The organism is Streptomyces sp. NPDC034049 (assembly GCF_055575575.1).
On record NZ_JBVISJ010000002.1, the window covers coordinates 350279 to 375460 of the forward strand.

The 25182-nt window shown below is 69.4% G+C and carries 15 protein-coding genes and 2 pseudogenes; 9 read left to right on the forward strand and 8 right to left on the reverse strand.

Translation table 11 applies throughout. From position 1 onward, the window contains the following. From ACZ52C_RS06390 to typA, 5 genes are all read right to left on the reverse strand, one after another. Positions 1-1062 (reverse strand): ABC transporter ATP-binding protein, encoded by a 1062-nt coding sequence (locus tag ACZ52C_RS06390; protein ID WP_469073671.1) that lies wholly within the window; start codon positions 1060-1062, stop codon positions 1-3. 10 nt (positions 1063-1072) lie between these two features. Further along, a complete protein-coding gene (locus ACZ52C_RS06395; protein WP_469073672.1) occupies positions 1073-2050 on the reverse strand; it encodes an ABC transporter permease in 978 nt (325 codons plus the stop codon). 116 nt (positions 2051-2166) lie between these two features. Then, positions 2167-3969: an ABC transporter substrate-binding protein gene (locus tag ACZ52C_RS06400; RefSeq protein ID WP_469073673.1), complete on the reverse strand. Its 1803-nt coding sequence runs from the start codon at positions 3967-3969 to the stop codon at positions 2167-2169. Between the two features lie 103 nt (positions 3970-4072). Next, the gene (locus ACZ52C_RS06405) at positions 4073-5113 is read right to left on the reverse strand and encodes an ABC transporter permease (RefSeq protein WP_469073674.1); all 1041 of its coding nucleotides are present in this window, start codon (positions 5111-5113) and stop codon (positions 4073-4075) included. Positions 5114-5791: 678 nt separating this feature from the next. Beyond that, positions 5792-7699: a translational GTPase TypA gene (gene typA, locus ACZ52C_RS06410; RefSeq protein ID WP_469073675.1), complete on the reverse strand. Its 1908-nt coding sequence runs from the start codon at positions 7697-7699 to the stop codon at positions 5792-5794. Positions 7700-7989: 290 nt separating this feature from the next. On the opposite strand from typA, the gene ACZ52C_RS06415 reads away from it, so the two are divergent. Beyond that, on the forward strand, positions 7990-8565 hold the full coding sequence (locus ACZ52C_RS06415; RefSeq protein ID WP_469073676.1) for a hypothetical protein: 576 nt from the start codon (positions 7990-7992) through the stop codon (positions 8563-8565). A 220-nt stretch (positions 8566-8785) separates the two neighbouring features. On the opposite strand, the pseudogene ACZ52C_RS06420 reads toward ACZ52C_RS06415, so the two are convergent. Further along, a pseudogene (locus ACZ52C_RS06420) lies at positions 8786-9131 on the reverse strand (helix-turn-helix domain-containing protein); the annotation flags it as partial. 442 nt (positions 9132-9573) lie between these two features. On the opposite strand from ACZ52C_RS06420, the gene ACZ52C_RS06425 reads away from it, so the two are divergent. The 3 genes and pseudogenes from ACZ52C_RS06425 (at position 9574) to ACZ52C_RS06435 (ending at position 13422) form a co-directional block, all read left to right on the forward strand. Then, positions 9574-11202 (forward strand): NAD-dependent malic enzyme, encoded by a 1629-nt coding sequence (locus ACZ52C_RS06425; protein WP_469073677.1) that lies wholly within the window; start codon positions 9574-9576, stop codon positions 11200-11202. Then, on the forward strand, positions 11199-12683 hold the full coding sequence (gene fumC, locus ACZ52C_RS06430) for a class II fumarate hydratase (RefSeq protein WP_469073678.1): 1485 nt from the start codon (positions 11199-11201) through the stop codon (positions 12681-12683). The genes ACZ52C_RS06425 and fumC overlap by 4 nt, the downstream gene beginning before the upstream one ends. A gap of 304 nt (positions 12684-12987) precedes the next feature. Further along, positions 12988-13422, forward strand: a pseudogene (locus ACZ52C_RS06435) (helix-turn-helix domain-containing protein). A gap of 21 nt (positions 13423-13443) precedes the next feature. Here ACZ52C_RS06435 and ACZ52C_RS06440 read toward each other — a convergent pair. Then, a complete protein-coding gene (locus ACZ52C_RS06440; protein ID WP_469073679.1) occupies positions 13444-15777 on the reverse strand; it encodes an ABC transporter family substrate-binding protein in 2334 nt (777 codons plus the stop codon). 512 nt (positions 15778-16289) lie between these two features. Between ACZ52C_RS06440 and ACZ52C_RS06445 the strand changes: the two genes are divergently transcribed. The 5 genes from ACZ52C_RS06445 (at position 16290) to ACZ52C_RS06465 (ending at position 22197) form a co-directional block, all read left to right on the forward strand. After that, positions 16290-16580, forward strand: coding sequence for a hypothetical protein (locus ACZ52C_RS06445; RefSeq protein ID WP_045559138.1), 291 nt, complete (start codon positions 16290-16292; stop codon positions 16578-16580). 50 nt (positions 16581-16630) lie between these two features. Beyond that, a complete protein-coding gene (locus tag ACZ52C_RS06450; RefSeq protein WP_469073680.1) occupies positions 16631-17467 on the forward strand; it encodes a hypothetical protein in 837 nt (278 codons plus the stop codon). Further along, positions 17467-19407 (forward strand): fumarate reductase/succinate dehydrogenase flavoprotein subunit, encoded by a 1941-nt coding sequence (locus ACZ52C_RS06455; protein ID WP_469073681.1) that lies wholly within the window; start codon positions 17467-17469, stop codon positions 19405-19407. The genes ACZ52C_RS06450 and ACZ52C_RS06455 overlap by 1 nt, the downstream gene beginning before the upstream one ends. A gap of 22 nt (positions 19408-19429) precedes the next feature. Continuing rightward, positions 19430-20206: a succinate dehydrogenase/fumarate reductase iron-sulfur subunit gene (locus ACZ52C_RS06460; protein ID WP_469073682.1), complete on the forward strand. Its 777-nt coding sequence runs from the start codon at positions 19430-19432 to the stop codon at positions 20204-20206. 167 nt (positions 20207-20373) lie between these two features. Next, the gene (locus ACZ52C_RS06465; RefSeq protein WP_469073683.1) at positions 20374-22197 is read left to right on the forward strand and encodes a hypothetical protein; all 1824 of its coding nucleotides are present in this window, start codon (positions 20374-20376) and stop codon (positions 22195-22197) included. Between the two features lie 31 nt (positions 22198-22228). On the opposite strand, the gene ACZ52C_RS06470 is transcribed toward ACZ52C_RS06465, so the two are convergent. Beyond that, entirely contained in the window at positions 22229-25018 is a 2790-nt protein-coding gene (locus ACZ52C_RS06470; protein WP_469073684.1) for a SpoIIE family protein phosphatase, read from the reverse strand. Positions 25019-25182 lie beyond the last annotated feature (164 nt).

A 25182-nucleotide genomic window follows, 5' to 3' on the forward strand; every position in this document is an offset into this window, starting at 1 on the left:
CTAGCGCAGCCGGGGCTGGATCTTGTCGATGAAGATGGTCTGCTTCTGGTCCGCCGTCAGGTGGCAGGCAGAGGCACGCCCCTCGCCGAGCGGTGGCCGCTCCGTGCTGCAGCGGTTGCCGGAGACTTCACCGGTGAACGCGCAGCGCGGGTGGAACGGGCAGCCGGTGGGCGGGTTGAGCAGGCTGGGCGGGGAGCCGGGGATCGGGGTGAGCGCCTGGCCGGTGTCGCCGCCGAGGCGGGGCATCGAGCTGAGCAGACCCCAGGTGTAGGGGTGCTTGGGGCTGCGCAGCACCTCACGGACGCTGCCGCGCTCCACGGCCCGGCCCGAGTACATCACCAGCAGGTCGTCGGCCATGTCGGAGATGACGCCGAGGTCGTGGGTGATGAAGATGATCGCGGAGCCGAACTCCTGCTGGAGGTCCTTGAGCAGGTCGAGGATCTGCGCCTGGACGGTCACGTCGAGCGCGGTGGTCGGCTCGTCCGCGATCAGCAGGTCGGGGTCGCAGACCAGCGCCATGGCGATCATGGCGCGCTGGCGCATACCGCCGGAGAACTGGTGCGGGTAGTCGTCCACGCGGCTCTGCGGGTGCGGGATGCCGACCTTGGCCAGCATCTCGATCGCCCGCTGCCGGGCCTCCTTCTTGGAGGCGCCGGTGTGCTTCATGAACGGCTCGGCGATCTGCCGGCCCACCGTGTAGTACGGCGAGAGCGCCGTCAGCGGGTCCTGGAAGATCATCGCCACCTTGTTGCCGCGGAGCTGCTCCAGCTCCTTCTCCTTGGCGGTGACGAGTTCCTTCCCGTCGAAAATGATCTCGCCCTCGACGGTGGTGGTCTTGGGGTTGTGCAGCCCGAGGACGGTCAGGTTGGTCACGGACTTGCCGGAGCCCGACTCGCCCACGATGCCCAGCGTCTTGCCGCGCTCGACGTCGAAGGAGAGCCCGTCGACGGCCTTGACTATGCCGTCCTCGGTGGAGAACCGCACCCGCAGGTCGCGGACCGAGAGGAAGGCCTCCGGCCCGGTCGGGGCCTTCTCACCTTCGGTCTTGGTCAGAGTGGTCACGGTATTTCTCCTAGCTGAGGCGCACGCGCGGGTCGATGTAGGCGTAGGCGATGTCCACGATGATGTTCAGCATCAGGATGAAGAACGCGCCGAACAGCATCACGCCCATCGTCAGCGGGATGTCCTTGCCGACCGAGGACTCGACCGCGAGTCGGCCGAGGCCGGCCAGGTCGAAGGTGTACTCCGTGACGACGGCCCCGGACAGCAGCGCGCTGAGGTCCATACCGATGATGGTGACGATCGGGATGAGTGAACCACGCCAGGCATAACGGAAGAATACGTACCGCTGCTTCATGCCCTTCGCGCGGGCCGTGCGGACGTGTTCCTCCGAGAGCTGCTCGATCATGGTCGAGCGGGCCATACGCGTGTACTGGGCGGTGAAGATGGTGGCCATCACGGCCCAGGGGATCAGCAGGCCCACGAACCAGCCGGCCGGATCCTCGGTGAACGGCACGTACTTGGGGCTCTCCATCCAGCCGGTGCTGTAGACGAGGATGCCGAGGACGATCGGGCCGAGGAAGTAGATCTGGAAGGAGCTGAGCACCATCGAGGCGCCACTGACGGCCTTGTCGACGGCGGTGCCGCGCTTCCAGGCGGCGAGCAGACCCGAGGCGAGGCCCAGGACCAGGAAGATGACCAGACCACCGAAGGTCAGCGACAGGGTGAGCGGGAAGCTGTCGGAGATGGAGTCCCAGACGAAGTCACCGCTCTGGAAGGACACACCCAGGCAGGGTGCGGAGCAGTGCCCCACCGGGAAGTCCCGGCCGAGGACGATGCCCGACATGAACTCCCAGAACTGCGTGGTGATGGGCTTGTCGAGGCCGAGGTTCTCTCTGATGACCGCGATGTTCTCGGGGGAGCAGTTCTTGCCACAGGACAGCTGCGCGAAGTCTTGGGGGATCGTATAGAACAGGAAGAACGTGAAGGCGCCGATCAGGAACATGATGACGACGGCGCCGATCAGCCTGCGGATGAGGAACTGAAGCATGGCGGGTGGATGCTCTCTTCGAAACGCGGCGGTCGGAGGGGGTGGAACCGACCGCGGGGGTGCGCTCCGCCTGGCGCACACCCCCGCGGATCAACCGGACTGGCCGGACTGACGACTTACGGCTGCTTCAGGAACACGTCGTTGATGTCGATGTAGCTCGACTCCGTGCTGTACCGGGCACCACCGATGTTCGATCCGAAGAGCTGGATCTGCTTCGAGTAGTAGACCGGGGCGGCCGGGTTGATCTCCTCCACGATGCGGTGGTGAGCCTCTTCCCACGTCTTGGCCGCGGCCTCGGGCTCCTGGGTCAGCGCCTTCTTGATGAGGGCGTCGACCTTGGCGTCCTTGATGTGGGAGTAGTTCGAGCCACCGTCGGCGACCAGGGTGCCGTCGTAGACCGGGGTGATGACCGTGGACGGGGAGGACCAGTCCTGGCCCCAGCCGGTCATGTAGATGTCGTACGGGTTGTCCAGCTTGCCGACCTGCTCGTAGAAGCTGGCCCGGTCGATCTCCTTGGCCTGGACGTCGAAGCCGATCTTGGCCAGCGCGTCCTTGATGATCACCTGCTGGGCCTGGCCGCGCGGGGTGTTGGAGTAGGCGTAGGTGAGCTTCGTGCCCTCCTTGACACCCGCCTCCTTCAGCAGCGCCTTGGCCTTGTCCAGGTCACCGTTGGGCTTCTTCTGCTTGCCGAACGGGTCGTAGGACGCGTCGTAACCCGGCAGGGTCGGCGCCATCAGACCACCGGCGACCTCGCCGCCGTAGCGGCCACCGTCGGCCTGGACCATGGCCTGGGACGGGATCGCGTAGGTGATCGCGTCGCGGACCTTCTTGTCCTTCACGGCGGCGGCGTCGAGGTTGAAGGTCAGCTGCCACACGTAGGGCTGGTAGCCCTGGATGGTGCGCTTCTTGGTCGCGGCGTTGCCGATGACCGTCGACATCTGCGCCGGGTCCACGGAGTCCGTGAACTGCATGGCGTTCTTGGCTTCGCCCTGGTCGGCGATCAGACGCTTGGTCTGGCTGGCCTGGTCGATGGTGTTGGTGAAGTTGAAGCCGTCGACGTACTGGTGACGCACGACGTCCGTCTTCGGGTCCCACTGGTCGTTCTTGACCAGCTTCAGCGACTTGCCGGCCTTGAGCTCGGAGATCTTGTACGGGCCGAGGGAGGCCGGCGCCTTGTCGTACTTCTCCTTCGTGTCCTGCTTCTCGGGCACGATGGCGTAACCGGCCATGGCGAGGGCCTGCGGCAGGTCCGGGCGCGGCTGGTCGAAGTGGAAGACGACCGTCTTGTCGTCCGGGGTCTCCAGGACGGAGTCCGGCAGGTGCTTGCCCTTGTAGGGGCCGTCCGGCAGCGCCTTGCGGTAGTCGGAGCCGGAGAGCCAGCTCTGGACGTACGTCGGGCCGTCGAAGATGACCTTGGAGTACTGACGCTCGATGGTGTGGCGGACGTCGGCCGAGGTGATGGCGTTGCCGTCCTCGTCCTTGATGCCGTCCTTGAGCGTGTACGTCCAGGTCTTGCCGCCGTCGGAGGACTTGCCGGAGTCGGTGGCGATGTCACCGACGACCGTCAGGTTGCCCTTGTCGTCCTCCTGGTAGTTCGTCAGACCTCGGTGGATCAGGTTCGCGAGCTGACCGGCGTCGGAGACGTAGATCTGACCCGGGTCCAGGTGGGTGATGTCCGACTGCTGATAGACGTTGATGACACCGCCGGACTTGGCGCCCTTGACCTCTTCGGCCGGGCCGGTGGACGCAGCGGCGTCACCGTAGGCGACAGGCTTCGACTGCTCGGCGGCGTCCTTCTGGGACTTGGAGTTGTCCTTCGTCTCGCCCTTGCCGTTGTCCGCGCAGCCGGCCAGCGCGAGCGAGCCGGCCACGAGGGCGACGGCCACGGCGCGCGTGGTGCGGTTTCTGATGGGCTTCATGATGCCTATGCACCTACCTGTCGATAGTTGTCCACGAGTACTGCCTGACGGCCCGGGAGAACCCGGGTCGGGGGCGGCAGTCCCCCCACCCACCAATGGACGATTACCGTCCGGTCTTGGGGTCGAATGCGTCCCGGACGGAGTCGCCGAGAAGGTTGAAGCAGAGCACGAAGACGACCATCGCCACGCCCGGGAAGAACATGAACATCGGGTCCTGCTCGTACACCTCGGAGCCGACGGCGAACATGCGGCCCCAGTCGGGAGTGGGCTCGGTGAAACCGACGCCGACGAACGAGAGGAAGGCGATGGTGAGGATCGTGCTGGGCAGGATGTACGTGGCCTGCACCAGGATCGGGGTGACGATGTTCGGCAGGATCTCCTTGCGCACGATGCGCCAGGGAGAGGCCCCGGACACCTTGGCCGCCTCCACGAACTCGCGTTCGCGCAGCGAGAGTACCGAACTGCGCACCAGACGGGCGAGGCCCATCCAGCCGAGGAACCACATCACGAGGATGATGGCCACGGCCCGCAGATAGGTGGGCGTCTCGTCGCGCGGGTCGACGAACAGCGCGGTGACGACGGGCATGAAGGCGATGAAGAACAGCTGCGACGGGAAACCGAGGAAGAAGTCGGTGACCCGGCCCACCCAGTAGTCGACACGACCGCCGAAGTAGCCGCCGATCATGCCGATGAGGACGCCGGTGACCACGCTGAACACCGTGACGATGACCGCCATGTACAGCGAGGTCCGCATGCCGTACAGCAGCATCGTGAACACGTCGCGGCCCAGCTTCGGCTCGACACCGAACCAGAAGTCACCCGACATGCCGCCGAAGGAACCGGTGGGCATCGCGAAGTCGTCGAGCAGGAACGGGTAGTCGGGCTCCTGCGCGTAGAGCGTGTAGGGGTTCTTGCCGTACAGGCTCGAGATGACCGGCGCGAGCGCGGCGATCGCGAAGAAGAAAATCACTACGCACGCGGAGATGACTCCCGTACGGTCCCGCTTGAACCGTTGCCACATCAACTGCCCGGGGGAACGACCCTCAAGCTTCTTCTCACCCTTGGCGACCTCGGCGGTCGTCTCGAGCTCGGGGTCCAAGGCGACCGCGGACCCGGAGCCCTCGGCCTTGGTTGGACTGGTCATGTCTGTTCTTCCCCCGGGGGGTTGGAGAGTTGAGCGCAGCACAGATACCGGCAGGTTCTGTGGTTTGGGGGAACTTTCGCCAAACGGGTCAACGCGCGTCAAGGGCGGAAGACATAGGGATCTCCCTACCGTCCATATTTTGAGCAAAAATTGCAAAGATTGACACCTGGTCGCGCTTGACAGGCGAGATGGGATACCGACGAATCGGACATACGCGGAACGATTTTTGTTTACATGTCCGAAACTTGATCGCTGCAACACCGATATCCGAACAGCGCTTCACAGCCGACAGACAGTCAGTCGAAGGGTCCCGGCCGCAAGTCCAGCCTCCCTTGCGCGCTCTTCGCAATCTCCCCGGAATCCCCAGCATCCCCATGGGACCTCCCCTGTATGCGGATACGCCTGAAGCCCGACCCTCCACAGGCCGGGGAACCGGGACTTGACGCTTCGACAGATGGCTCGAGGGCGCGTCGGCGTGCAGTGCGGTCGCGTCAGTCTACACGCGTAGCGTCGCTCGGAGGAGCCCTGGGAACCGATCAAACGCCGGAGCCGGAACGATGTGCGACCGCCACCACGGCGGCGCGTGGTACTCCTGCTCGGCACGCGACCACGCCGCCACCGGACGCGACGTGGTCCCGGCCCCCGCAGAAGCGGGGACCGGACCAGGTCCGCGCTCCGTCAGCCGTGCTTGGCGCGGCTCGCGGCACGCGCGCGCTCGCGGGCGTCCAGGTTGACCTTGCGGATGCGCACGGCCTCCGGGGTCACCTCGACGCACTCGTCGTCGCGGCAGAACTCCAGGGACTGCTCCAGGGAGAGCTTGCGCGGCGGGACGATCGCCTCGAACGAGTCGGCCGAGGAGGACCGCATGTTCGTGAGCTTCTTCTCCTTGGTGATGTTCACGTCCATGTCGTCGGAGCGCGAGTTCTCACCGACGATCATGCCCTCGTACACCTCGGTGCCGGGCTCCGTGAACAGCACACCGCGCTCCTGGAGGTTCGTCATCGCGAACGCGGTGACGGCGCCGGAGCGGTCGGCGACGAGCGAGCCGTTGTTACGGGTCGTCAGCGTGCCGAACCACGGCTCGTGGCCCTCGTGGATGGAGTGGGCGATGCCCGTACCGCGCGTGCCGGTGAGGAACTCCGTACGGAAGCCGATGAGGCCACGGGACGGGACGACGAACTCCATGCGGACCCAGCCGGAGCCGTGGTTCGACATGTTGTCCATCCGGCCCTTGCGGACGCCCATGAGCTGCGTGACCGCGCCCATGTGCTCCTCGGGGACGTCGATCGTCATGCGCTCGACCGGCTCGTAGACCTTGCCGTCGACGATCTTGGTGACCACCTGCGGCTTGCCGATGGTCAGCTCGAAGCCCTCACGGCGCATCTGCTCGACCAGGATGGCCAGCGCCAGCTCACCGCGGCCCTGTACCTCCCAGGCGTCGGGACGCTCGGTGTCGAGGACCCGGAGGCTGACGTTACCGACCAGCTCGCGGTCGAGGCGGTCCTTGACCTGGCGGGCGGTGACCTTGCGGTCCTTGACCGCGGCCTTGTTGTCCGCGCCCTTGCCGGTGCCGCCGCGGCCGACCAGCGGCGAGGTGTTCGTGCCGATGGTCATCGAGATCGCCGGCTCGTCGACCGTGATCAGCGGCAGCGCGATCGGGTTCTCGGTGTCGGCGAGGGTCTCGCCGATCATGATGTCCGGGATACCGGCGACGGCACAGATGTCACCGGGGCCGGCCACCTCGGCCGGCTTGCGGGTGAGCGCCTCGGTCATCATCAGCTCGGTGATGCGGACGTTGGCCATCGTGCCGTCGCGCTTGATCCACGTGACCGTCTGGCCCTTGCGCAGCTCACCCTGCTCGACGCGGAGCAGCGCGATACGGCCGAGGAAGTTGTCGGCGTCCAGGTTGGTGACGTGCGCCTGGAGCGGGGCCGACTCGTCGTAGGACGGAGCCGGGACGTGCGACAGGATCGTGGAGAAGAACGGCTCCAGGCTGTTGCTGTCGGCCGGGACGGTGCCGTCCTCCGGCTTGGTCAGCGAGGCGACACCGTCACGCGCACACGCGTAGACGATGGGGAACTCGATCTGGTCCTCGTCGGCGTCGAGGTCGAGGAAGAGGTCGTAGGTCTCGTTGACGACCTCGTCGATGCGCGAGTCCGCGCGGTCCGTCTTGTTGATGCACAGGATGACCGGCAGGCGCTGCTGGAGCGCCTTGCGCAGCACGAAGCGGGTCTGCGGCAGCGGGCCCTCGGAGGCGTCGACGAGCAGGACCACCGCGTCGACCATCGACAGACCGCGCTCGACCTCACCACCGAAGTCGGCGTGGCCGGGGGTGTCGATGATGTTGATGGTGATGACGTCGCCGCCATCCTTCGGGTGGTACTTCACCGCCGTGTTCTTGGCCAGGATCGTGATGCCCTTCTCACGCTCCAGGTCGTTCGAGTCCATCATGCGGTCGTCGAGCGACTCGGCGGCGTGGGCGGCGAAGGCACCGGCCTGCTTGAGCATGGCGTCGACCAGAGTGGTCTTGCCGTGGTCTACGTGAGCGACGATGGCGACATTGCGAATGTCGTGGCGCGTGGCCATAATGCGGCGATCTCCCGGGGTGTGTGGACGGCCCTCGCGTACGTCTCTCGTCACGCGGACCCTGCCGGGCTGGACACGCCACGGCCTCACCCCATGGTACGGGCCCGCCGCCGTTGGGGCTCCCCGGGCTGCTCGGGCCCAGCTCACACCGGCCCCGTCCCAGCTCAGACGGGTCCCCGGCCGCTCCGGCCCGCATACGCGGACCGCCGCCCCGTGTCGGTCGTACGGGGCGGCGGCCGGAGTCCGTCGGATACGAACCCGTCACTGATCCCCATGATGGTGGTCAAGCAGTGAGCCACAGGCTGCGGCCCAAGGAATCGTTGATCGCTGCCGTCCGTGAGCAGGAAGAAGCTGCCCGTTTTCCTGCTTGGGCGAGTGACTTCGCCCCGGACCGAGGCGACCACGTCGAGGAAGTGCATCTCGCCTCGGGCGCCGCGCTCGAGGGGTTCGCCGGCGACGGTGCAGGCGGCACGTACTTCTTCTGCGATGAAGGCGGCGAGGAACGTCCCGTCCTCTATGCCGATTCCGATGGAGGTGCGTCTCTGGTCGCCATCGGCCTGCCCGAGCTGGTGCGGCTGCTGCTGGTCGTCCCGTGGTGGCGCGACTGCCAGGCATTCACGGACGAGGAGAGTCGCGGGCTCGAGGCCGCGTGTCTGGAGGACATGCCGGACCTCGTGGCCCGGAGAGACCGCGCCGCCGCAGCCCTTGGCCTCGGCCTTCCGGACCAGGCAGAGGCCCTGGCCCGCTTGCGGGAGGTAGCCACCCAGGTGGGAGAAGACTTCGTTCTGATCTTCACCCCGGAGGGCCACCCATACGAGCCGCTCTTCACGGCTCAGCCTCCTCAGCGGGGTCTCGCCGCGGCCTGAGCCCGTGGCACCCAGAGTGTTCACCATGGCGGCGGCCGTGCTCTCCCCGGCCACGGCGGCGTGCTGAGCCTGCGCCGCAGCGGCCACCGCCTGGGCGCCTCGGACTCTGCGGTTCTTCAGCCAAGTCGCGAGCCGGCTCGGGCCGACCCGGCGCAGGCCGGCCGGAGTGGGCCGTGTCGTCGCGGGGCAGCGTTTCCCCGCCGGGTGGACGTCGTACCGGTGGTGGCGTGGGCGAGATCCACAGCACCTTGCCGGCCGGGTCGGTGACGGCCTGGACGTTCACCCCGTGGCGGCGGTGCTCGGCCGAGGAGTCGGCGCGGCTGTTGCCGGCGCGGTCGCACTCGACGACGGCGGTGACGTAGGCCTGGGCGGTGCCGACGGACATCCCGAAGCCGTTGCGCGATCCGCGCCAGGCTGTCGTGGCGGCGCAGGTACACAAGAGCGGCCAGAACACGCTGGTACGGCGGGAGTTGGCACCGTCGGACACCCCCGCGGGTGACGGCGAGCATCGTGACCCACTCGACCAGCGCATGCGGCAGGTCGAGTGCGGCAGGACAGGGAACCAACAGGGCTCCTGCACCGATGGGTTGAGACTTCGTCACCTCCCTCAACGGCACGGGAGCCCTGTGCGTCGCGCACCCCCTCACCCACACCGCCGACGTCACCCGACCAGAGGCCATGTCGAAAACCCTCACCGTCAATCATGAAAGTTTTGAGACCTATTCGACAGGATCCCGTGAAACTCCTACGCAGGAAATTACTGTGCGGCCGGTTTCCGATTACGTAACTTATATCGGTTTGCCGGGAGCGGCCTGGGGCATTCGGTGCTGTGGTTCCTGGCAACAACCGGCCGGCGGGTCGGCCACAGGCTGCCTACCCGGTGCGCCGACACGTCGGCACAGGCCGGGGCGGCCCGTTCGGGCCCGACACAGAATTCCATGCACACGCAAATTGGAGAGCTCTGTGAGCGAGAGGAAAGTGCGGACCCCTATTACTCCAGGCGGCCTGGTGGATCCATTCCGTAACCGGGGCGTGGCGTTCACGCAGGCGGAGCGGGACGAGTTGGGCTTGACCGGGCGGTTGCCGTCTGGGGTGTTGACGCTGGAGCAGCAGGCGAAGCGCGCTTACCAGCAGTTGCAGGCACAAGACACCGACCTGGCCAAGAACGTGTACTTGGAGCAGTTGCACGACCGTAACGAGACCTTGTACTTCAAGGTGCTCACTGATCACCTCGTGGAGCTGTTGCCGATCGTGTACGACCCCACGGTCGGCGAGGCGATCGAGAAGTACTCCTCCGAGTACCGCCGCCCGCGAGGCGTCTTCCTGTCCATCGACCGGCCGGATGACATCGAGAAGTCCTTCGCCACGCTTCAGCTCGGGCCTCAGGACGTGGACCTGATCGTGTGCACCGACGCCGAGCAGATCCTGGGTATCGGGGACTGGGGCGTAGGCGGGATCCAGATCTCGGTGGGCAAACTCGCGGTCTACACCGCGGCGGCCGGTGTCGACCCGCGGCGTGTCATCCCCGTGTCACTGGACGTCGGCACGGACCGTGAGGCACTGCTGAACGACCCGCTTTACCTGGGCAACCGGCACCCCAGGGTCCGCGGCGCCGACTACGACGCGTTCATCGAGAAGTACCTGGAGACCGTGTCGTCGATGTTCCCTGGCGCGTTGCTGCACTTCGAGGACTTCGGCCCCAGCAACGCCCGGCGGATCCTCGACACCTACGGCGGCACTTACCGGATCTTCAACGACGACATGCAAGGGACCGGTGCCATCACCCTGGCTGCCGCGTTGTCGGCCATCAAGGTCAGTGGCGTGCCGATGCGGGACCAGAAGCTGGTCGTCTTCGGTGCCGGCACTGCGGGGGTGGGCATCGCCGACCAGTTGCGCGAGGCGATGATCCGCGACGGCGCGGATCCTGGTCAGGCCACCGCACAGGTGTGGCTGATCGACAAGCATGGGCTGCTCACCCAGGACATGACCGACCTGCGGGACTACCAGCAGCCGTACGCACGCGATCCCGCGGACGTCGCGGACTGGGCCAAAGACGACGGCGCCATCTCGCTGTTGGAAACCGTCCGGCGGGCCGAGCCGACCATCCTGCTGGGGACATCCACGGTGCACGGGGCGTTCACCCGCGAGGTCGTCGAGGCCATGACCGCAGCCACCGAGCGGCCGATCATCTTCCCGCTCTCCAACCCCACCTCCCGCATCGAGGCCATGCCCGCCGACGTCATCGCCTGGTCCGGGGGCAAAGCGCTGGTGACCACCGGTATCCCCGTCCCGCCCGTGGAGCACGACGGCGTGACCTACGAGATCGGGCAGGCCAACAACGCGCTGCTGTACCCGGGGCTGGGCCTGGGCACCATCGTCTCCGGGGCGTCCAAGGTGACCGCGGGCATGCTGCTCGCCGCCGCGCAGGCCATCGCCGACCAGGTCCACCCGACCGGACCGGGCGACTGCCTGCTGCCGCCCGTGGAAGACCTCCGGGAGTCCTCGGCGCTCACCGCGACGGCCGTGGTCGAGGCTGCGGTCGACGAGGGCGTGGCCACCGTCAAGCCGACCGACCCGGGCCAGGCCGTCCGGGAGGCCATGTGGGAACCGGTTTACGGGGACGGAGTGACGTCATGACCGCGCACCACAACGGCGGCGATCAGGCCGGAGAGGACCAGGCCCCGAAGATCCTCGACATCCCCGTCGGCCTGGACGCGACCGGCACCCGGCAAGAGACCGATTCCATGGGCACCATCGACGTTCCCGCCGACCGCTATTGGGGGGCGCAGACCCAGCGTTCCCTGATTCACTTCTCCATCGGGGACGACCGGATGCCCAAGGCCGTCTACCGTGCCTACGGCTACGTGAAGCAGGCTGCCGCGATCGTCAACGGGCGTGGCGGTCGGCTGCCGGCCTGGAAGGCCGACCTGATCGAGAAAGTCGCCGACGAGGTCATCGCGGGCAAGCTCGACGACCACTTCCCGCTTTACGTGTGGCAGACAGGGTCCGGAACCCAGTCCAACATGAACGTCAACGAGGTGATCAGCAACCGGGCGATCCAGTTGGCAGGTGGCGAGCTGGGCAGCAAGTCCCCGATCCACCCCAACGACCACATCAACATGGGCCAGTCCTCCAACGACACCTTCCCCACCGCCATGCACATCGCCGCGGTCAAGGCGGTCCACGAGCACCTGCTGCCCAGTGTGCAGGCGCTGCGACAGGCCATCGAGGCCAAGGCCGAGCAGTGGCAGGATGTGGTGAAGATCGGCCGCACCCACCTGGAGGATGCGGTCCCGCTCACCGTCGGGCAGGAGTGGTCCGGCTACGCCCACCAGCTGGCCCAAGCCATCGACCGCGTCACCGACTCCGCCCAGGGTCTGTACGAGCTCGCCGCGGGCGGCACAGCGGTCGGCACCGGACTCAACGCCCCGTCCGGCTTCGGCGCACAGGTCGCTGCCGAGATCGCCTCCGCGACCGGCTACCCGTTCACCACGGCCGCCAACAAGTTCGCCGCCCAGGGTGGCCTGGACGCCATGGCCGGCGCCTCCGCCGGGCTGCGGGCCCTTGCCGTGCCGCTGATGAAGATCGCCAATGACATCCGGTGGCTGGCCTCCGGCCCCCGCTGCGGGCTGGGTGAGCTGATCCTCCCTGCCAACGAGCCAGGCTCCTCGATCATGCCGGGCAAGGTCAATCCGACCCAGTGCGAGGCGATGGTCATGGTCTGCATCCAGGTGCTGTGCGAGGACACCGCCATCGCCTTTGCCGGCTCTCAGGGCAACTTCGAACTCAACGCCATGCGACCGATGATCATCAACAACTTCCTGCACGCAGCCACCATCCTCGCTGACGCGTGCACCAAGCTGCGTGAGTACTGCATCGAGGGCACCCAGCTCAGCCGCGGACAGATCGACGACTACGTCGACCGGTCACTGATGCTGGTCACCGCCCTCTCTCCCGTGATCGGCTACGACAAAGCCTCCGCGATCGCCCACAAAGCCAGCGAAGAGGGAACCACTCTGCGCGAGGCCGCATTGGCCTCCGGTGACATCGACGCCGGGGCATTCGACCGCATCGTCGATCCAGCCGCCATGGCCGGCTTGACCCGACGGCAAGGATGAGGGGGCTGGACTCCGCGTCGCCCTCGTCGAGACCCTGCCGTCCTCGTCGAGGGCGAGCCGACGCTGGTGGAGGAAGACGCTGAGGTCCTGGTCGAAGTCCAGGAAAAAGGGCTTTCCCCGACCAGCAGGCCGTGGCCGGGCTGGGGAGTGCTGGTCCCGGCCGATGGTCCACTCCGTGAGGGTTTTCGACGTGGCCTCTGGTCGGGTGACGTCGGCGGTGTGGGTGAGGGGGTGCGCGACGCACAGGGCTCCCGTGCCGTTGAGGGAGGTGACGAAGTCTCAACCCATCGGTGCAGGAGCCCTGTTGGTTCCCTGCCCTGCCGCACTCGACCTGCCGCATGCGCTGGTCGAGTGGGTCACGATGCTCGTCGTCACCCGCGGGGGTGTCCGACGGTGCCAACTCCCGCCGTACCAGCGTGTTCTGGTCGCTCTTGTGTACCTGCGCCGCCACGACAGCCTGGCGCGGATCGCGCAACGGCTTCGGGATGTCCGTCGGCACCGCCCACGCCTACGTCACCGCCGTCGTCGAACTGCTCGCCGACCGCGCCCCCGGCCTGCTGAGGACACTTCGCGCGGAAAGACCTGACTTCGTCCTGCGAGCACTCTCCAGGACCGGGCTCCCATCGAACGCGGCACGGCGAGGCTGAAGTCCTGGCAGATCTTCCACAGATCCCGCGTCAGCCCCAACCGCATGGCCGTCATCGCCAAAGCCGTCCTCACCCTGGAGAGGCAACGCTGAAAACGCGCACTTCTCGGCTGCTCACCGCCTCTCGGCGGACTGCCTCTCGGCGGACTGCCTCTCGGCGGACTGCTTCTCGGCGGACTGTTCCTCGGCCGTCTGGTTCTCCTTGGGCCGCGCCGGCCCCTTCGCGCCCTTCTTCAGGAAGCCCATGTCCTCGTAGTACGGGGTCTGGAAGCCGAAGGCTCCCGCGTTCGCGAGGTCGGTGCGCGCGGCGACGAGCTGGGGCCGCTGGTAGAGGGGGATGGACCCGGCGGCGGCCCAGATACGGGCGTCCGCCTTGCGGATCAGGGAACGCGTCCTGGCCTCGTCGAGGGTGGCCACGGCCTGGTCGAAGAGCTGGTCGACCCGGTCGGTGCCGACGCGCGTGTAGTTCTGCTCGACGCTCAGCGAGCCGTCGGCCGCGGGCACCGGCTTGGCGTAGATCGGCCGGGCGTCGGTGGCGGGGTACGCGGAGGTCGGCCAGGAGTACAGCGCGAGGTCGTACTGCCCGTTCGCGATGTGGTCCTTGAAGTAGCTCTCGTCGGCGACCTTCGAGATCTCCGTACGGATCCCCACCCGATCCAGCATCGCCGCGATCCGCTCGCCGACGGCCCGCAGCGGCTCCGTGCCCGGCCCCGACGGCAGCACGAACCGCAGCGTCAGCAGCTTGCCGTTCTTGGTGAGCGGGCCCTTGGCGGCGTCGGCGGGCGCCCGTGTCCCGCGCGGGGCGTACGCGCCGGGCGCACCGCCCGGCTGGAACTGCTTCCCGTCCTGGGCGAGGTTCGCGCCCGCCTCGCCCTCCTTCTCGTCGGCGTCGGACGGCTTGTCGTCCTGGCCGACGATGTAGACGCTCTCGTCGGGGGAGACCGCGGAAGCGTCGGAGGCCTTGCCGTTCTTGGAGTCCTCGGCGCCCGACCGCTTCTGCTCCTTCTGCTCCTTCTGCTCCTTCTGCTCCTTCTGCTGCGGCTCCTCCTGCTCACCCTCCGCGCCTGCCGCCTTCCGGCCGGGCGCGAGGGGGCCGCCCTGCTCCCAGCCGGCGTCGGCGAGGAGGGCGCGCGCCTCGTCGGTGTCCTGGCCGCCGAGTGCGCCGCTGTTGTCGGCGTACGCGGCCTGGCCGGCGAGCGCGAGGTGGCTGCCGACGGGGACGGCGGGCAGACCGAGGGGTTCGAGGACGAGGGCGGCGAGCTTCTTCCGGTCGATCGCGCGGGCCACGGCGCGGCGGACCCGCTCGTCGGCGAGGGGGCCGTCGGAACCGTTCAGGGCGAGCTGGGTGAACGCGGGCTCCAGGGAACGGCGGATGGTGAAGCCGCGCAGGGCGGACTGCTGGGCGGTGTACGCGGCGATCGCCGCGCGCCGCTTCTTCCGGGCGCTGATCTCGTCGTCGGCGGCCTTCTCGTCCGAGCCGTGCGCGATCGCCCAGGAACGCAGCGCCTTCGCGGAATCATCCTGCGAGAGCGGCCCGGCGGCCCCCGACTTCTTCCTGTCACGGGAGGCGAGCGTGATGCGCTCGGCCTGGACCGAGTCGATCTCTGCGATGTCGACCTTGTCCTCGGCCAGCGCCTCCACGCGTTCGGCACGCGGCACGGCACGCAGCACGAGGGTCGAGAGCTTGGCCGTGCGGCCCCACCAGCGGGGGTTGCGGGTGAGCGTGACCTCGCCGTCCTTGCGGTCGATGTCCTTCCACGCGAACGGACCGGCGGTGATCTTGAGCTTCTTGCGGGCGCCGTCGTTGAAGGCGTCCGGGGTGCCCATCACCTGCTTCGGGTACAGCGGCGAGAACAGCGACTTCCAGTCGGCGTACGGGCGGGCGAAGGTGACCCGGACCTCCAGGTCGTTGTCGCCGCGTTCGATCTTCTCGATGCGTTCGTAGCCGGCGTTCCGGGCGGTCCAGTACGCGGAGTCCTTGCCGGACAGGGCCCGCCACTGGGCGGCGAAGTCGGCGGCGCCGATCTCCCGGCCGTCGCTCCACACCGCCTGCTGGTTGAGCTTGTAGAGCACGACCTGTCGGGGCTCGCGCTCGACGACCTTCGCGGACTCCACGTAGTCGGAGTTGATCTCGGGGCGTCCGCTGGCGTCGAGGCGGTACATCGACGGCAGTACGGCCCCGGCGATCCGCGCGGTGGCCGGGCCGGCGTCCGCCTGGAACGTGTTCAGCGTCTCCGGCACGGCGTCCACGGCCCAGCGCAGGGTGCCGCCGTCGGCGACCAGGTTCCGCGCGGCGGGCGCGATGTCCTGCTCGGCGACGGGTCTGCCCGCCGGGTCCTCCTCACCGCAGCCGCTCAGCACGGGCATCGTGAGCACGCCGGCGGCGAGGAACACCAGCGAGCGGCGCGGTGCGCGCGGTCGAACGCGGTCGTGGGGAATCGGCGTCATGGCGACCTCCTCGCTCCGCGGTGGGAGTACGGGGACGGGGGTGGCTCTGATCACGTTCGGCGGTATATGGAGCTGATCAGACGGATGCGGCCCACTGAAGAGGACGGGGCCCCTGCGGGGCGGCCGACACGACGAGGGGGTTCCGGAACCCACCCGTTTGGCCGCGCGGCCCTCCGAGGCGGGGGCGGGTGGGTGCGTCGTCGGGTGCGGCTCCGGCGGGGATTGCTCGCGCAGTTCCCCGCGCCCCTGAAAGATCAGGCCCCGCGGCCTGGAAGGCGACGGGGCCGCGGGATGAAAAGCACGGGGCGTAGCCCCTGCTTTTCAGGGGCGCGGGGAACGGCGCGAGAAGCCCCACGGACTCGCACCCGAGAACGCACCCCGCCCGGCGAAGCCCACCCGCGCAAAAGAAAACCGCAAACCGCTTCCCACCGGCAGGTGTGACGCGCGACACTCGCAGGCGCATGAACGTTGCCGCCTTGGGGCCCACCACCCCCTGAAAGCGAGGGCAAGTCATGTCCGTGCACGACGACTTGACGTCGGTCCGGCGCTGCCTGGACGAACTGACCCGGTCCGTACGTCGCCTGGAACAACAACTCGGCGGCAGCGGCCTGGAGATACGCCGCGTCCGCACCGACGCCGACCACCTGCGCGAGAGCATCGCGCTGCTCGGCGAGGCCGCCCCCTCCCTGGCGAAGCCGCGCCGCCCCGACCTCGTCCCCATCCCCGACACGCCGTACGACAGCTCCCTGTGGACGGACTCGGACGACGAGGGCCTCGGCTCCCGCGACCGCCGCGCCCCCTGACCGCCGTCGTCCGCCCACCCCCGACAACCAACCCGACCGGGAGTCCCCCGTTGGCCACTGGTACGGAACCACCCGCAACAGAACCCCATCCCCGGCGCGGCGGCGTGCGGACCCGTACGCGCGCCGCGATCTCCGCCCCGCATCTGCGCACCGACCGCTGGTGGCTGGCCCCCGCCGCCACGGCCGCCGGACTGCTCGCCTTCATCGTGTACTCGACCTGGCGGGCCTTCGCGGACGAGCACTACTACGCCGCCCCGTACGTCTCGCCGTTCTACTCGCCCTGCCTGGCGGAACGCTGCGAGCCCATGCACGGCGGCCCCAACTGGGAGATCTTCGGCGGCTGGTGGGGCGTCTCACCGGCGATCATCATCCTGATCTTCCCGCTCGGCTTCCGCCTGACCTGCTACTACTACCGCAAGGCCTACTACCGCGGCTTCTGGGCGTCCCCACCCGCCTGCGCCGTGGCCGAGCCGCACAAGACGTACTCGGGCGAGACCCGCTTCCCGCTGATCCTGCAGAACCTGCACCGGTACTTCTTCTACGCCGCCCTGCTGGTCGCCGGCATCCTCACCTACGACACGGTCCTCGCCTTCCGCGACGAGACCTACGCGTGGGGCCACATGGGCCTCGGCACCCTCGTGTTCCTCGTCAACATCGTGCTGATCTGGGCGTACACCCTCTCCTGCCACTCGTGTCGGCACATCGTCGGCGGCAAGCTCAAGCACTTCTCCAGGCATCCCGTGCGCTACCGGATGTGGCAGTGGGTCGGCAAGCTGAACGCCCGTCACATGCAGCTCGCCTGGGCCTCGTTGGTGAGCGTGGCGCTCGCCGACTTCTACGTGTACCTGGTCGCGTCCGGCGCCTTCGACGATCCGAGGTTGTTCTGATGTCCGTGGTCGAACGACAGGAGTGGGACGTCGTCGTGATCGGCGCCGGCGGCGCCGGACTGCGCGCCGCCATCGAGGCCCGCGAGCGGGGCGCCCGTACGGCCGTGATCTGCAAGTCCCTGTTCGGCAAGGCCCACACGGTGATGGCCGAGGGCGGCATCGCGGCCGCCATGGGCAACGTCAACTCCGGTGACAACTGGCAGGTCCACTTCCGCGACACCATGCGCGGCGGCAAGTTCCTCAACCAGTGGCGGATGGCCGAGCTGCACGCCAAGGAGGCCCCCGACCGGGTGTGGGAGCTGGAGACCTGGGGTGCCCTCTTCGACCGTACGAAGGACGGCCGGATCTCCCAGCGCAACTTCGGCGGCCACGAGTACCCCCGCCTCGCCCACGTCGGCGACCGTACGGGCCTGGAGCTGATCCGCACGCTCCAGCAGAAGATCGTCGCTCTCCAGCAGGAGGACCACAAGGAGACCGGTGACTACGAGTCCCGGTTGAAGGTCTTCCAGGAGTGCACGGTCACCCGAGTGCTGAAGGACGGCGGACGTGTCTCGGGCGTCTTCGGCTACGAGCGCGAGTCCGGGCGCTTCTTCGTCCTCGAAGCGCCCGCCGTGGTCATCGCCACCGGGGGCATCGGCAAGTCGTTCAAGGTGACGTCGAACTCGTGGGAGTACACGGGTGACGGCCACGCGCTGGCGCTGCTCGCGGGGGCACCGCTGCTGAACATGGAGTTCGTGCAGTTCCATCCGACGGGCATGGTCTGGCCGCCGTCGGTGAAGGGCATCCTCGTCACGGAGTCGGTGCGCGGCGACGGCGGTGTCCTGCGCAACTCCGAGGGCAAGCGGTTCATGTTCGACTACGTCCCGGACGTCTTCAAGGAGAAGTACGCGGAGTCCGAGGAGGAGGGCGACCGCTGGTACGAGGACCCGGACCACAACCGCCGTCCGCCCGAACTGCTGCCGCGCGACGAGGTGGCGCGGGCCATCAACGCCGAGGTGAAGGCGGGCCGGGGCTCGCCGCACGGCGGGGTCTTCCTGGACGTCTCCACGCGGATGCCCGCGGAGACCATCCGGCGCCGGCTGCCCTCCATGTACCACCAGTTCAAGGAGCTGGCGGACGTCGACATCACGGCGGAGGCGATGGAGGTCGGGCCGACCTGCCACTACGTGATGGGCGGCATCGCGGTCGAGTCGGACACGGCGGCGGCGCGCGGGGTGCCGGGGCTGTTCGCGGCCGGTGAGGTGGCCGGCGGGATGCACGGCTCCAACCGGCTGGGTGGCAACTCCCTCTCCGACCTGCTGGTCTTCGGCCGTCGAGCGGGCCTGCACGCGGCCGAGCACGCGGCGGGCCTGGCCGGTGCGCGCCCGCCGGTGGACGACATCGAGGTCGACACGGCCGCCGCCGAGGCGCTGCGCCCCTTCTCCGCCGAGGGCCCCGCGCCCGGGGAGGCCGAGGCTGCGGGGGGCCGGCCGCCGGAGAACCCGTACGCCCTGCACCAGGAACTCCAGCAGGCCATGAACGACCTGGTCGGCATCATCCGCCGCGAGGGCGAGATGGAACAGGCGCTGGACAGGCTCGCCGATCTGCGGGTGCGGGCGCGCCGGGCGGGTGTCGAGGGGCACCGGCAGTTCAACCCCGGCTGGCACCTCGCCCTGGACCTGCGGAACATGCTGCTGGTCAGCGAGTGCGTGGCGAGGGCGGCGCTGGAGCGCACGGAGTCCCGTGGCGGCCACACCCGCGAGGACCATCCGACGATGGACCGCGACTGGCGCCGGATCAACCTGCTCTGCCGGCTCACCGACCCGACGGCCGGCGACAGCGTGGTCGGCCCGATCGCCCTCACCCGAGAGACCACCGAAGCCATCCGTCCCGACCTGCTCGCCCTCTTCGACAAGGAGGAGCTGGTCAAGTACCTCGCCGAAGAGGAGCTGTACGAGTGAGCAGCTACGAGGAGCCGCGGTCATGAGCGGTTACGAGGCCCGCTTCAAGGTGTGGCGCGGCGACGTCGAGGGCGGTGGTCTGAAGGACTTCAGGGTCGAGGTGAACGAGGGCGAGGTGGTCCTCGACATCATCCACCGCCTCCAGGCGACCCAGGCCCCCGACCTCGCCGTCCGCTGGAACTGCAAGGCGGGCAAATGCGGTTCGTGTTCGGCGGAGATCAACGGCCGTCCCCGGCTGATGTGCATGACCCGCATGTCGGTGTTCGAGCGGGACGAGACGATCACCGTGACCCCGCTGCGCGCCTTCCCGGTGGTCCGTGACCTGGTCACGGACGTGGGGTTCAACTACACCAAGGCGCGCGAGGTCCCGGCCTTCGTGCCGCCGGAGAAGCTCGGCCCGGGCGAGTACCGGATGATGCAGGAGGACGTGGACCGCCCGCAGGAGTTCCGGAAGTGCATCGAGTGCTTCCTCTGCCAGGACACCTGCCATGTCGTCCGCGACCACGAGGAGAACAAGCCCGCCTTCGCGGGTCCCCGCTTCCTGATGCGGGTCGCGGAACTGGACATGCATCCGCTGGACGCGGCCGAGGACACCGGCCTGGACCGCAAGAGGACGGCCCAGGAGGAGCACGGTCTCGGCTACTGCAACATCACCAAGTGCTGCACCGAGGTGTGCCCCGAGGGCATCAAGATCACGGACAACGCCCTGATCCCCCTCAAGGAGCGGGCCGTCGACCGCAAGTACGACCCGCTGGTGTGGCTCGGCTCGAAGATCAGGAGGCGCTCCTCGGCGGGGTGAGGTCCCGGGCGGGCGGGTGACGCCCCGCCCGTCCCGCGCACGGGCGGCTCCCCCACTCCGGCCCACCCCGCTCGCGGGCGCCCGTCACCGGCCATACGCTCCCGAATGTGACGTCGCGTCTGAGAAGGAGCCGAGCGCGCGGGGCCACGTCCCACATAGCCGTGCGCGTGGCCCACACCGCGTTCGGGGGGCTCGTGGCCCTGGCGTGGCTCCTGCTGCCCACGGCGACGCGGACGGCCGCCGAGGGGCCGCCCACGGCCCCGCACACCGCCGAGCGGTCCGTGGTCCGGGTCATGGGCCCGCCCGTCGGCGCTCGGCCCGCGCCCGCCGCCCCCACCCGGCTCGCCGTGCCCGCGACGGCCACCGAGGGGATCGCGGCTCCGGCCGACGACAGCTCCGGCTCGGATCTGGTCCTGCCGGTGGCCGCCGCGGGCACGGCCGTCGCCGTCGCCGCGTACTCCCTCGTACGACGCAGACGCCGCGCCCGGCTGCGCACGACCCCGACCGGCGGCTTCGAAGCCCCCACCACCCCGCTGACCGACCTGCGCCACCGCGCCCGGCGCCTGCTCGTCGAAACCGACGACAGCGTCCGCACCAGCACCGAGGAACTCGGCTTCGCGGCGGCTCGCCCGGGCCACCGCGCCACCACGCCACCCGCGGGTGAGGAACCGGGCCCCGCCGAGGCCGAGCCGTCCCCGGAGGCCGCCCCGGATCACCGCGAGCCCCGACCGGACGCGGACCAGCCGGATACGACCGAGTCGGGCGTGGTCCCCCCGGGCCCCGACAAACCCGACACGGACCAGCCGCCCACGGACCGGCCGGCTGCGAGCAGGCCGGACATGGAGAAGTCCGGCCTCGACCGGCCCGACGTCGAGAAGCCCGACGCCGACGAGTCTGACGCGGCGGAACCCCCGGCGGCCGGCTCCCTCGGCTCGCGTGCGGCCCGGCCGTTCGTGCTCGATCCGGCTCAGCCCTTCGCGGAGACGCCCGCGGCGCGGGACGCGGTGCGGCCGTTCGTGGAGGCGTTGACGGACGCGCGTGGCGAACTGGTGGCCGCGTTCGGAGCGGGCCTGCGGCTGGAGGAGGAGAGCGAAACGCTGTCGCCCGACGAGGAGCGCGCACTGCTGGAGGAGATCCTCACCCGGTGCACGACGGCACAGCGGCGGCTCGACACCGCGACCCCCGCCTTCGATCAACTCCGGGCCCTGGAGCGGGACATCACCCCCGCCCTGGAGTGCGCCGAGACCCGCTTCCGTGAGCTGACCGGTCGTACGGCGACCGCGGCCGGCATCCTCACCGCCCTGCACGACACCTACGCCCCGGCCGCCTCCCTCCCCGTCGCCGGCCACGTCGAGCAGGCCAAGGACCGCCTGGTCTTCGCGACCACCGAGCTGAACCGGGCCCGGCAGTCCGCCTACCCCGGCGACCTGGACACCGCGGCTGTGCACCTACGGGCCGCCGAGGGCGCGATCCACCAGGCGGACCTGTTCGTGACCGGAGTGGAGCGGCTCGCCGCCGAGCTGACCCGCGCCGCCGAGCTCGCGAAGCAGGGCGCCCCGTACACGGGCCCGTACGACGACCCCCTGGACGTCCTGCGCCGCCAGGGCCGCCGGCTCCTGCCGTCCCGCAGCGCCGTCGCGGTCGCGGCCGACTTCATCACCACGCACCGGGCGGCGGTGGGCGTCCGGGCCAGGATCCGGCTGGCGGAGGCGGAACGGCACCTGGGGCTCGCCGGAGAGGACGAGAGCGCCGACCACGCCCACCGCGCGGACACCCTCGCCGCGGAGGCCCGCGGCCTGGCCGAGCAGGACGTACGGGCGTACGGCAACCCGTACGGCGGCCCCGTCGGCGACGGACTCGCCGGAGCCCTCCTGGGCGGCATCATCCTCGGCGAACCCGCCGAGGACACCGGCCGGACGGACCCACGAGGCCCCGCCTGCTACGGCGGAACGGCCACCCGGGCCCGCAGAGCGACGAGCGGCCGCCGCTGAACGGCGGGCCGCCCCCTCTCCCCAACCGGCCCTAGAACAAGCTGAGCAACGCCTCCGCCGGATCCGTCAGGCCGTGCTCCCCGCCCGGCAGCGGCAGTTCGAACCACACCGTCTTGCCGCGAGGTGTCCGGCGCGAGCCCCACGCGGCGGAGAGCAGCCCGACCAGCTGCAACCCCCGTCCGCCCTCGTCCGTGTCCCGGGCGCGACGCCGGCGCGGCTGCACGAGCCCGGCGTCCCACACCTCGCACACCAGCGTCCTGTCCAGCAGCAGCCGGAGCCGTATCTCGCCCTCGCCGTACCGCAGCGCGTTGGTGACCAGCTCGCTGACCAGCAGTTCCGCCGTGTCGACGAGCGGCTCCAGATCCCACGCCAGCAGTCGCCCGCGTGCGTACTCCCGGGCGCGCCCCACGCTGCGCGGCTCACGCGGCAGGGTCCAGTCGCCGACGGAGTCCTCCGGCAGCCCCTGCACACGGGCCATCAGCAGCGCGATGTCGTCCTCGCCGTGGTGGGTGTCGAGGGTGTTGAGGACGTGGTCGCAGACGTCCTCCAGGGACCGGGGTGTGTCCGCGCGGAGCGTGGTCGGCGGCTGACCGGGGTCGGTGAGCGCGCCGACGAACGCCTGGAGGCCCTCGTCGAGGGGGTGATCGCGGGATTCGACCAGTCCATCCGTGTAGAGCGCCAACAGTGCCCCTTCGGGCAGTTCGACCTCCACCTCCTCGAACGGCTCGCCGCCGACCCCGAGCGGCATGCCGGGCGGTACGTCGAGCATCAGCGCGCTCTCGCCCGGCTCGACCAGCACCGGCGGCAGATGGCCGGCGTTGGCGAAGGTGCAGCGGCGGGTCACCGAGTCGTAGACGGCGTAGACGCAGGTCGCGAGGTAGACCTCGGAGAGGTCCTTGTCGCTGGGCCGGCTGGCGGCGGTGCGCGAGGTCGACTGGACGCCGCCGGGGGTGCCGAGGCCACGGGCGATCTCGTCGAGCGCCGAGAGGACCTCGGCGGGCTCCAGGTCCAGCAGGGCCAACGTACGGACAGCCGTACGAAGTTCACCCATCGCCACCGCTGCCCGCAGTCCGCGGCCCATCACGTCGCCGACGACGAGTGCCGTGCGGTGGCCGGGGAGTTCTATGACGTCGAACCAGTCTCCGCCGACCTCGGTGGCCGCGTTGCCCGGCAGATAGCGGCAGGCGATGTCCAGCCCGGAGGCCTCGGGGTCGCCCGGCGGCAGCAGGGAGCGCTGAAGGATCAGGGCGCGCTCGTGCTCGCGGCGGTACAGCCGCGCGTTGTCGATGCAGACGGCGGCGCGCGCGGCCAGCTCGACGGCGAGTCCCCGGTCGCGCTCGCCGAAGGGCTCGCTGCCCTTGGTCCGGGAGAACTGCACGAGTCCGACGACGGTGTCGTGCGCGACCATCGGCACGGCGAGCGTCGACTGGATCAGGTTGCCCTCCTCGGGCACCTCCTGGGGGCGCGCGGTGCGCAGGGCGTCCGAACAGGCCGAGTTGAACGGGTAGTGGTGGACGGCCCCGACGCGCACGGGGGCGGGTCCGCCGACGAACGGCGCGTCGGAGACGGCGCTGGCGAAGGCGACCCGGCGCAGCTCGGCGCTTCCGTCGGCGAGTCCGGGCGGGGTCTCGTCGCCCACCAGCAGGCCCTGGTAGAGGTCGACGGTGGCCAGGTCGCAGAAGCCGGGGACGACGACGTCGAGGAGTTCGCGGGCGGTGGTCTCCAGGTCGAGGGAGTTGCCGATGCGCGAGCCCGCCTCGTTGAGGAGGGCGAGATTCCGCCGGGCCGCGGCGGCCTCGCGGGCGGCGGCGCGGCGGGCGGTGATGTCGATGGCGAGCCAGGCGATGCCGATGGGGCGGCCGGTGCCGCTGTGCACGCGGTAGAGGTTGACGGACCAGTGGCGGCGCTCTTCGGAGCTGGGCACGAAGCCGGTGATGTGCATGTCCGTGATCGAGTCGCCGGTCTCCAGGACCCGGCGCAGGGTCGCCTCGACCCGTTCGGCCTCCGGGGACCGGAGATAGTCGTGCACGCCCCGGCCGCGGTGGTCGTCGACCTCGCCCCCGTAGATGGCGGCGAACCGCTGATTGGCGCGCCGCACCCGGAGATCGGTGTCGATCAGAAGGAACCCGAACGGGGATTGGCCGAAAATGGCCTGCGAAGCGGCAAGGTCGGTCTCTATCCGGCGCAGGGTCCGGACGTCCACGACGATGCACACGGCCGCCCGTTCGCCACCGGCCACGGTGGTGGGCATCACATATACCTCGGCGAGCCCCTCCGCCCCGCCGGGAGTCGGCACACGGAAGGGGACCACCCCGGTCCACTCCCGGCCGTCGAGGACCTCGGCCATCTTCCGCTGGCCCTCGGCACGCCGATCGGGGTCGACGAAGGCCTCGATGGGGTCCATCCCCACGGCCCGCTCCGCCGAAATACCGAACAACTGCTCGGCCCGCAGACTCCACTGGTCGACGAGTCCGTCAGGACCGATCGAGAACGAAGCGACCTTGATGTAGTCGTACATGGAGCCGGGCGGGCTGGTCTGCCACATCGGGTCGCCGACCCCGTGACCACCCATGACACCCGGGCCACCGGCGGATTCAGCCGCGTCACCGGCGGATCCGGTCGCGCCGTGGCCGCGCACACCGGGGCGACGCGCGCCGGTGCGCTCGCCGCTCTTCGGCTCGTCGCCCGCGCTCTCGCGCACGGCGCCGCTGTCGCGTGTGGCTCCGCCCAGGCCTGAATCGTCTGCGGCCTCGGGCCTCGCGCGGTCCGACGGGTTCCTCGAACCCGTGGACTTCGTGGCCTTCGCTGGTATCTCGCTCACGCGAACCGTCCCCTCCAGCTCACCGCGTCCGGCTTCGGTCACCAGGGGCGGCTGCCCGCAGTATCCAGCACTACGGCGCCGCGCAACACGGTGTTCACGATCACAGCACAGTCCCGATCGTTTTTGGACCGGCTGCGACATACTCCCAAGTCTTCTAACCAGGC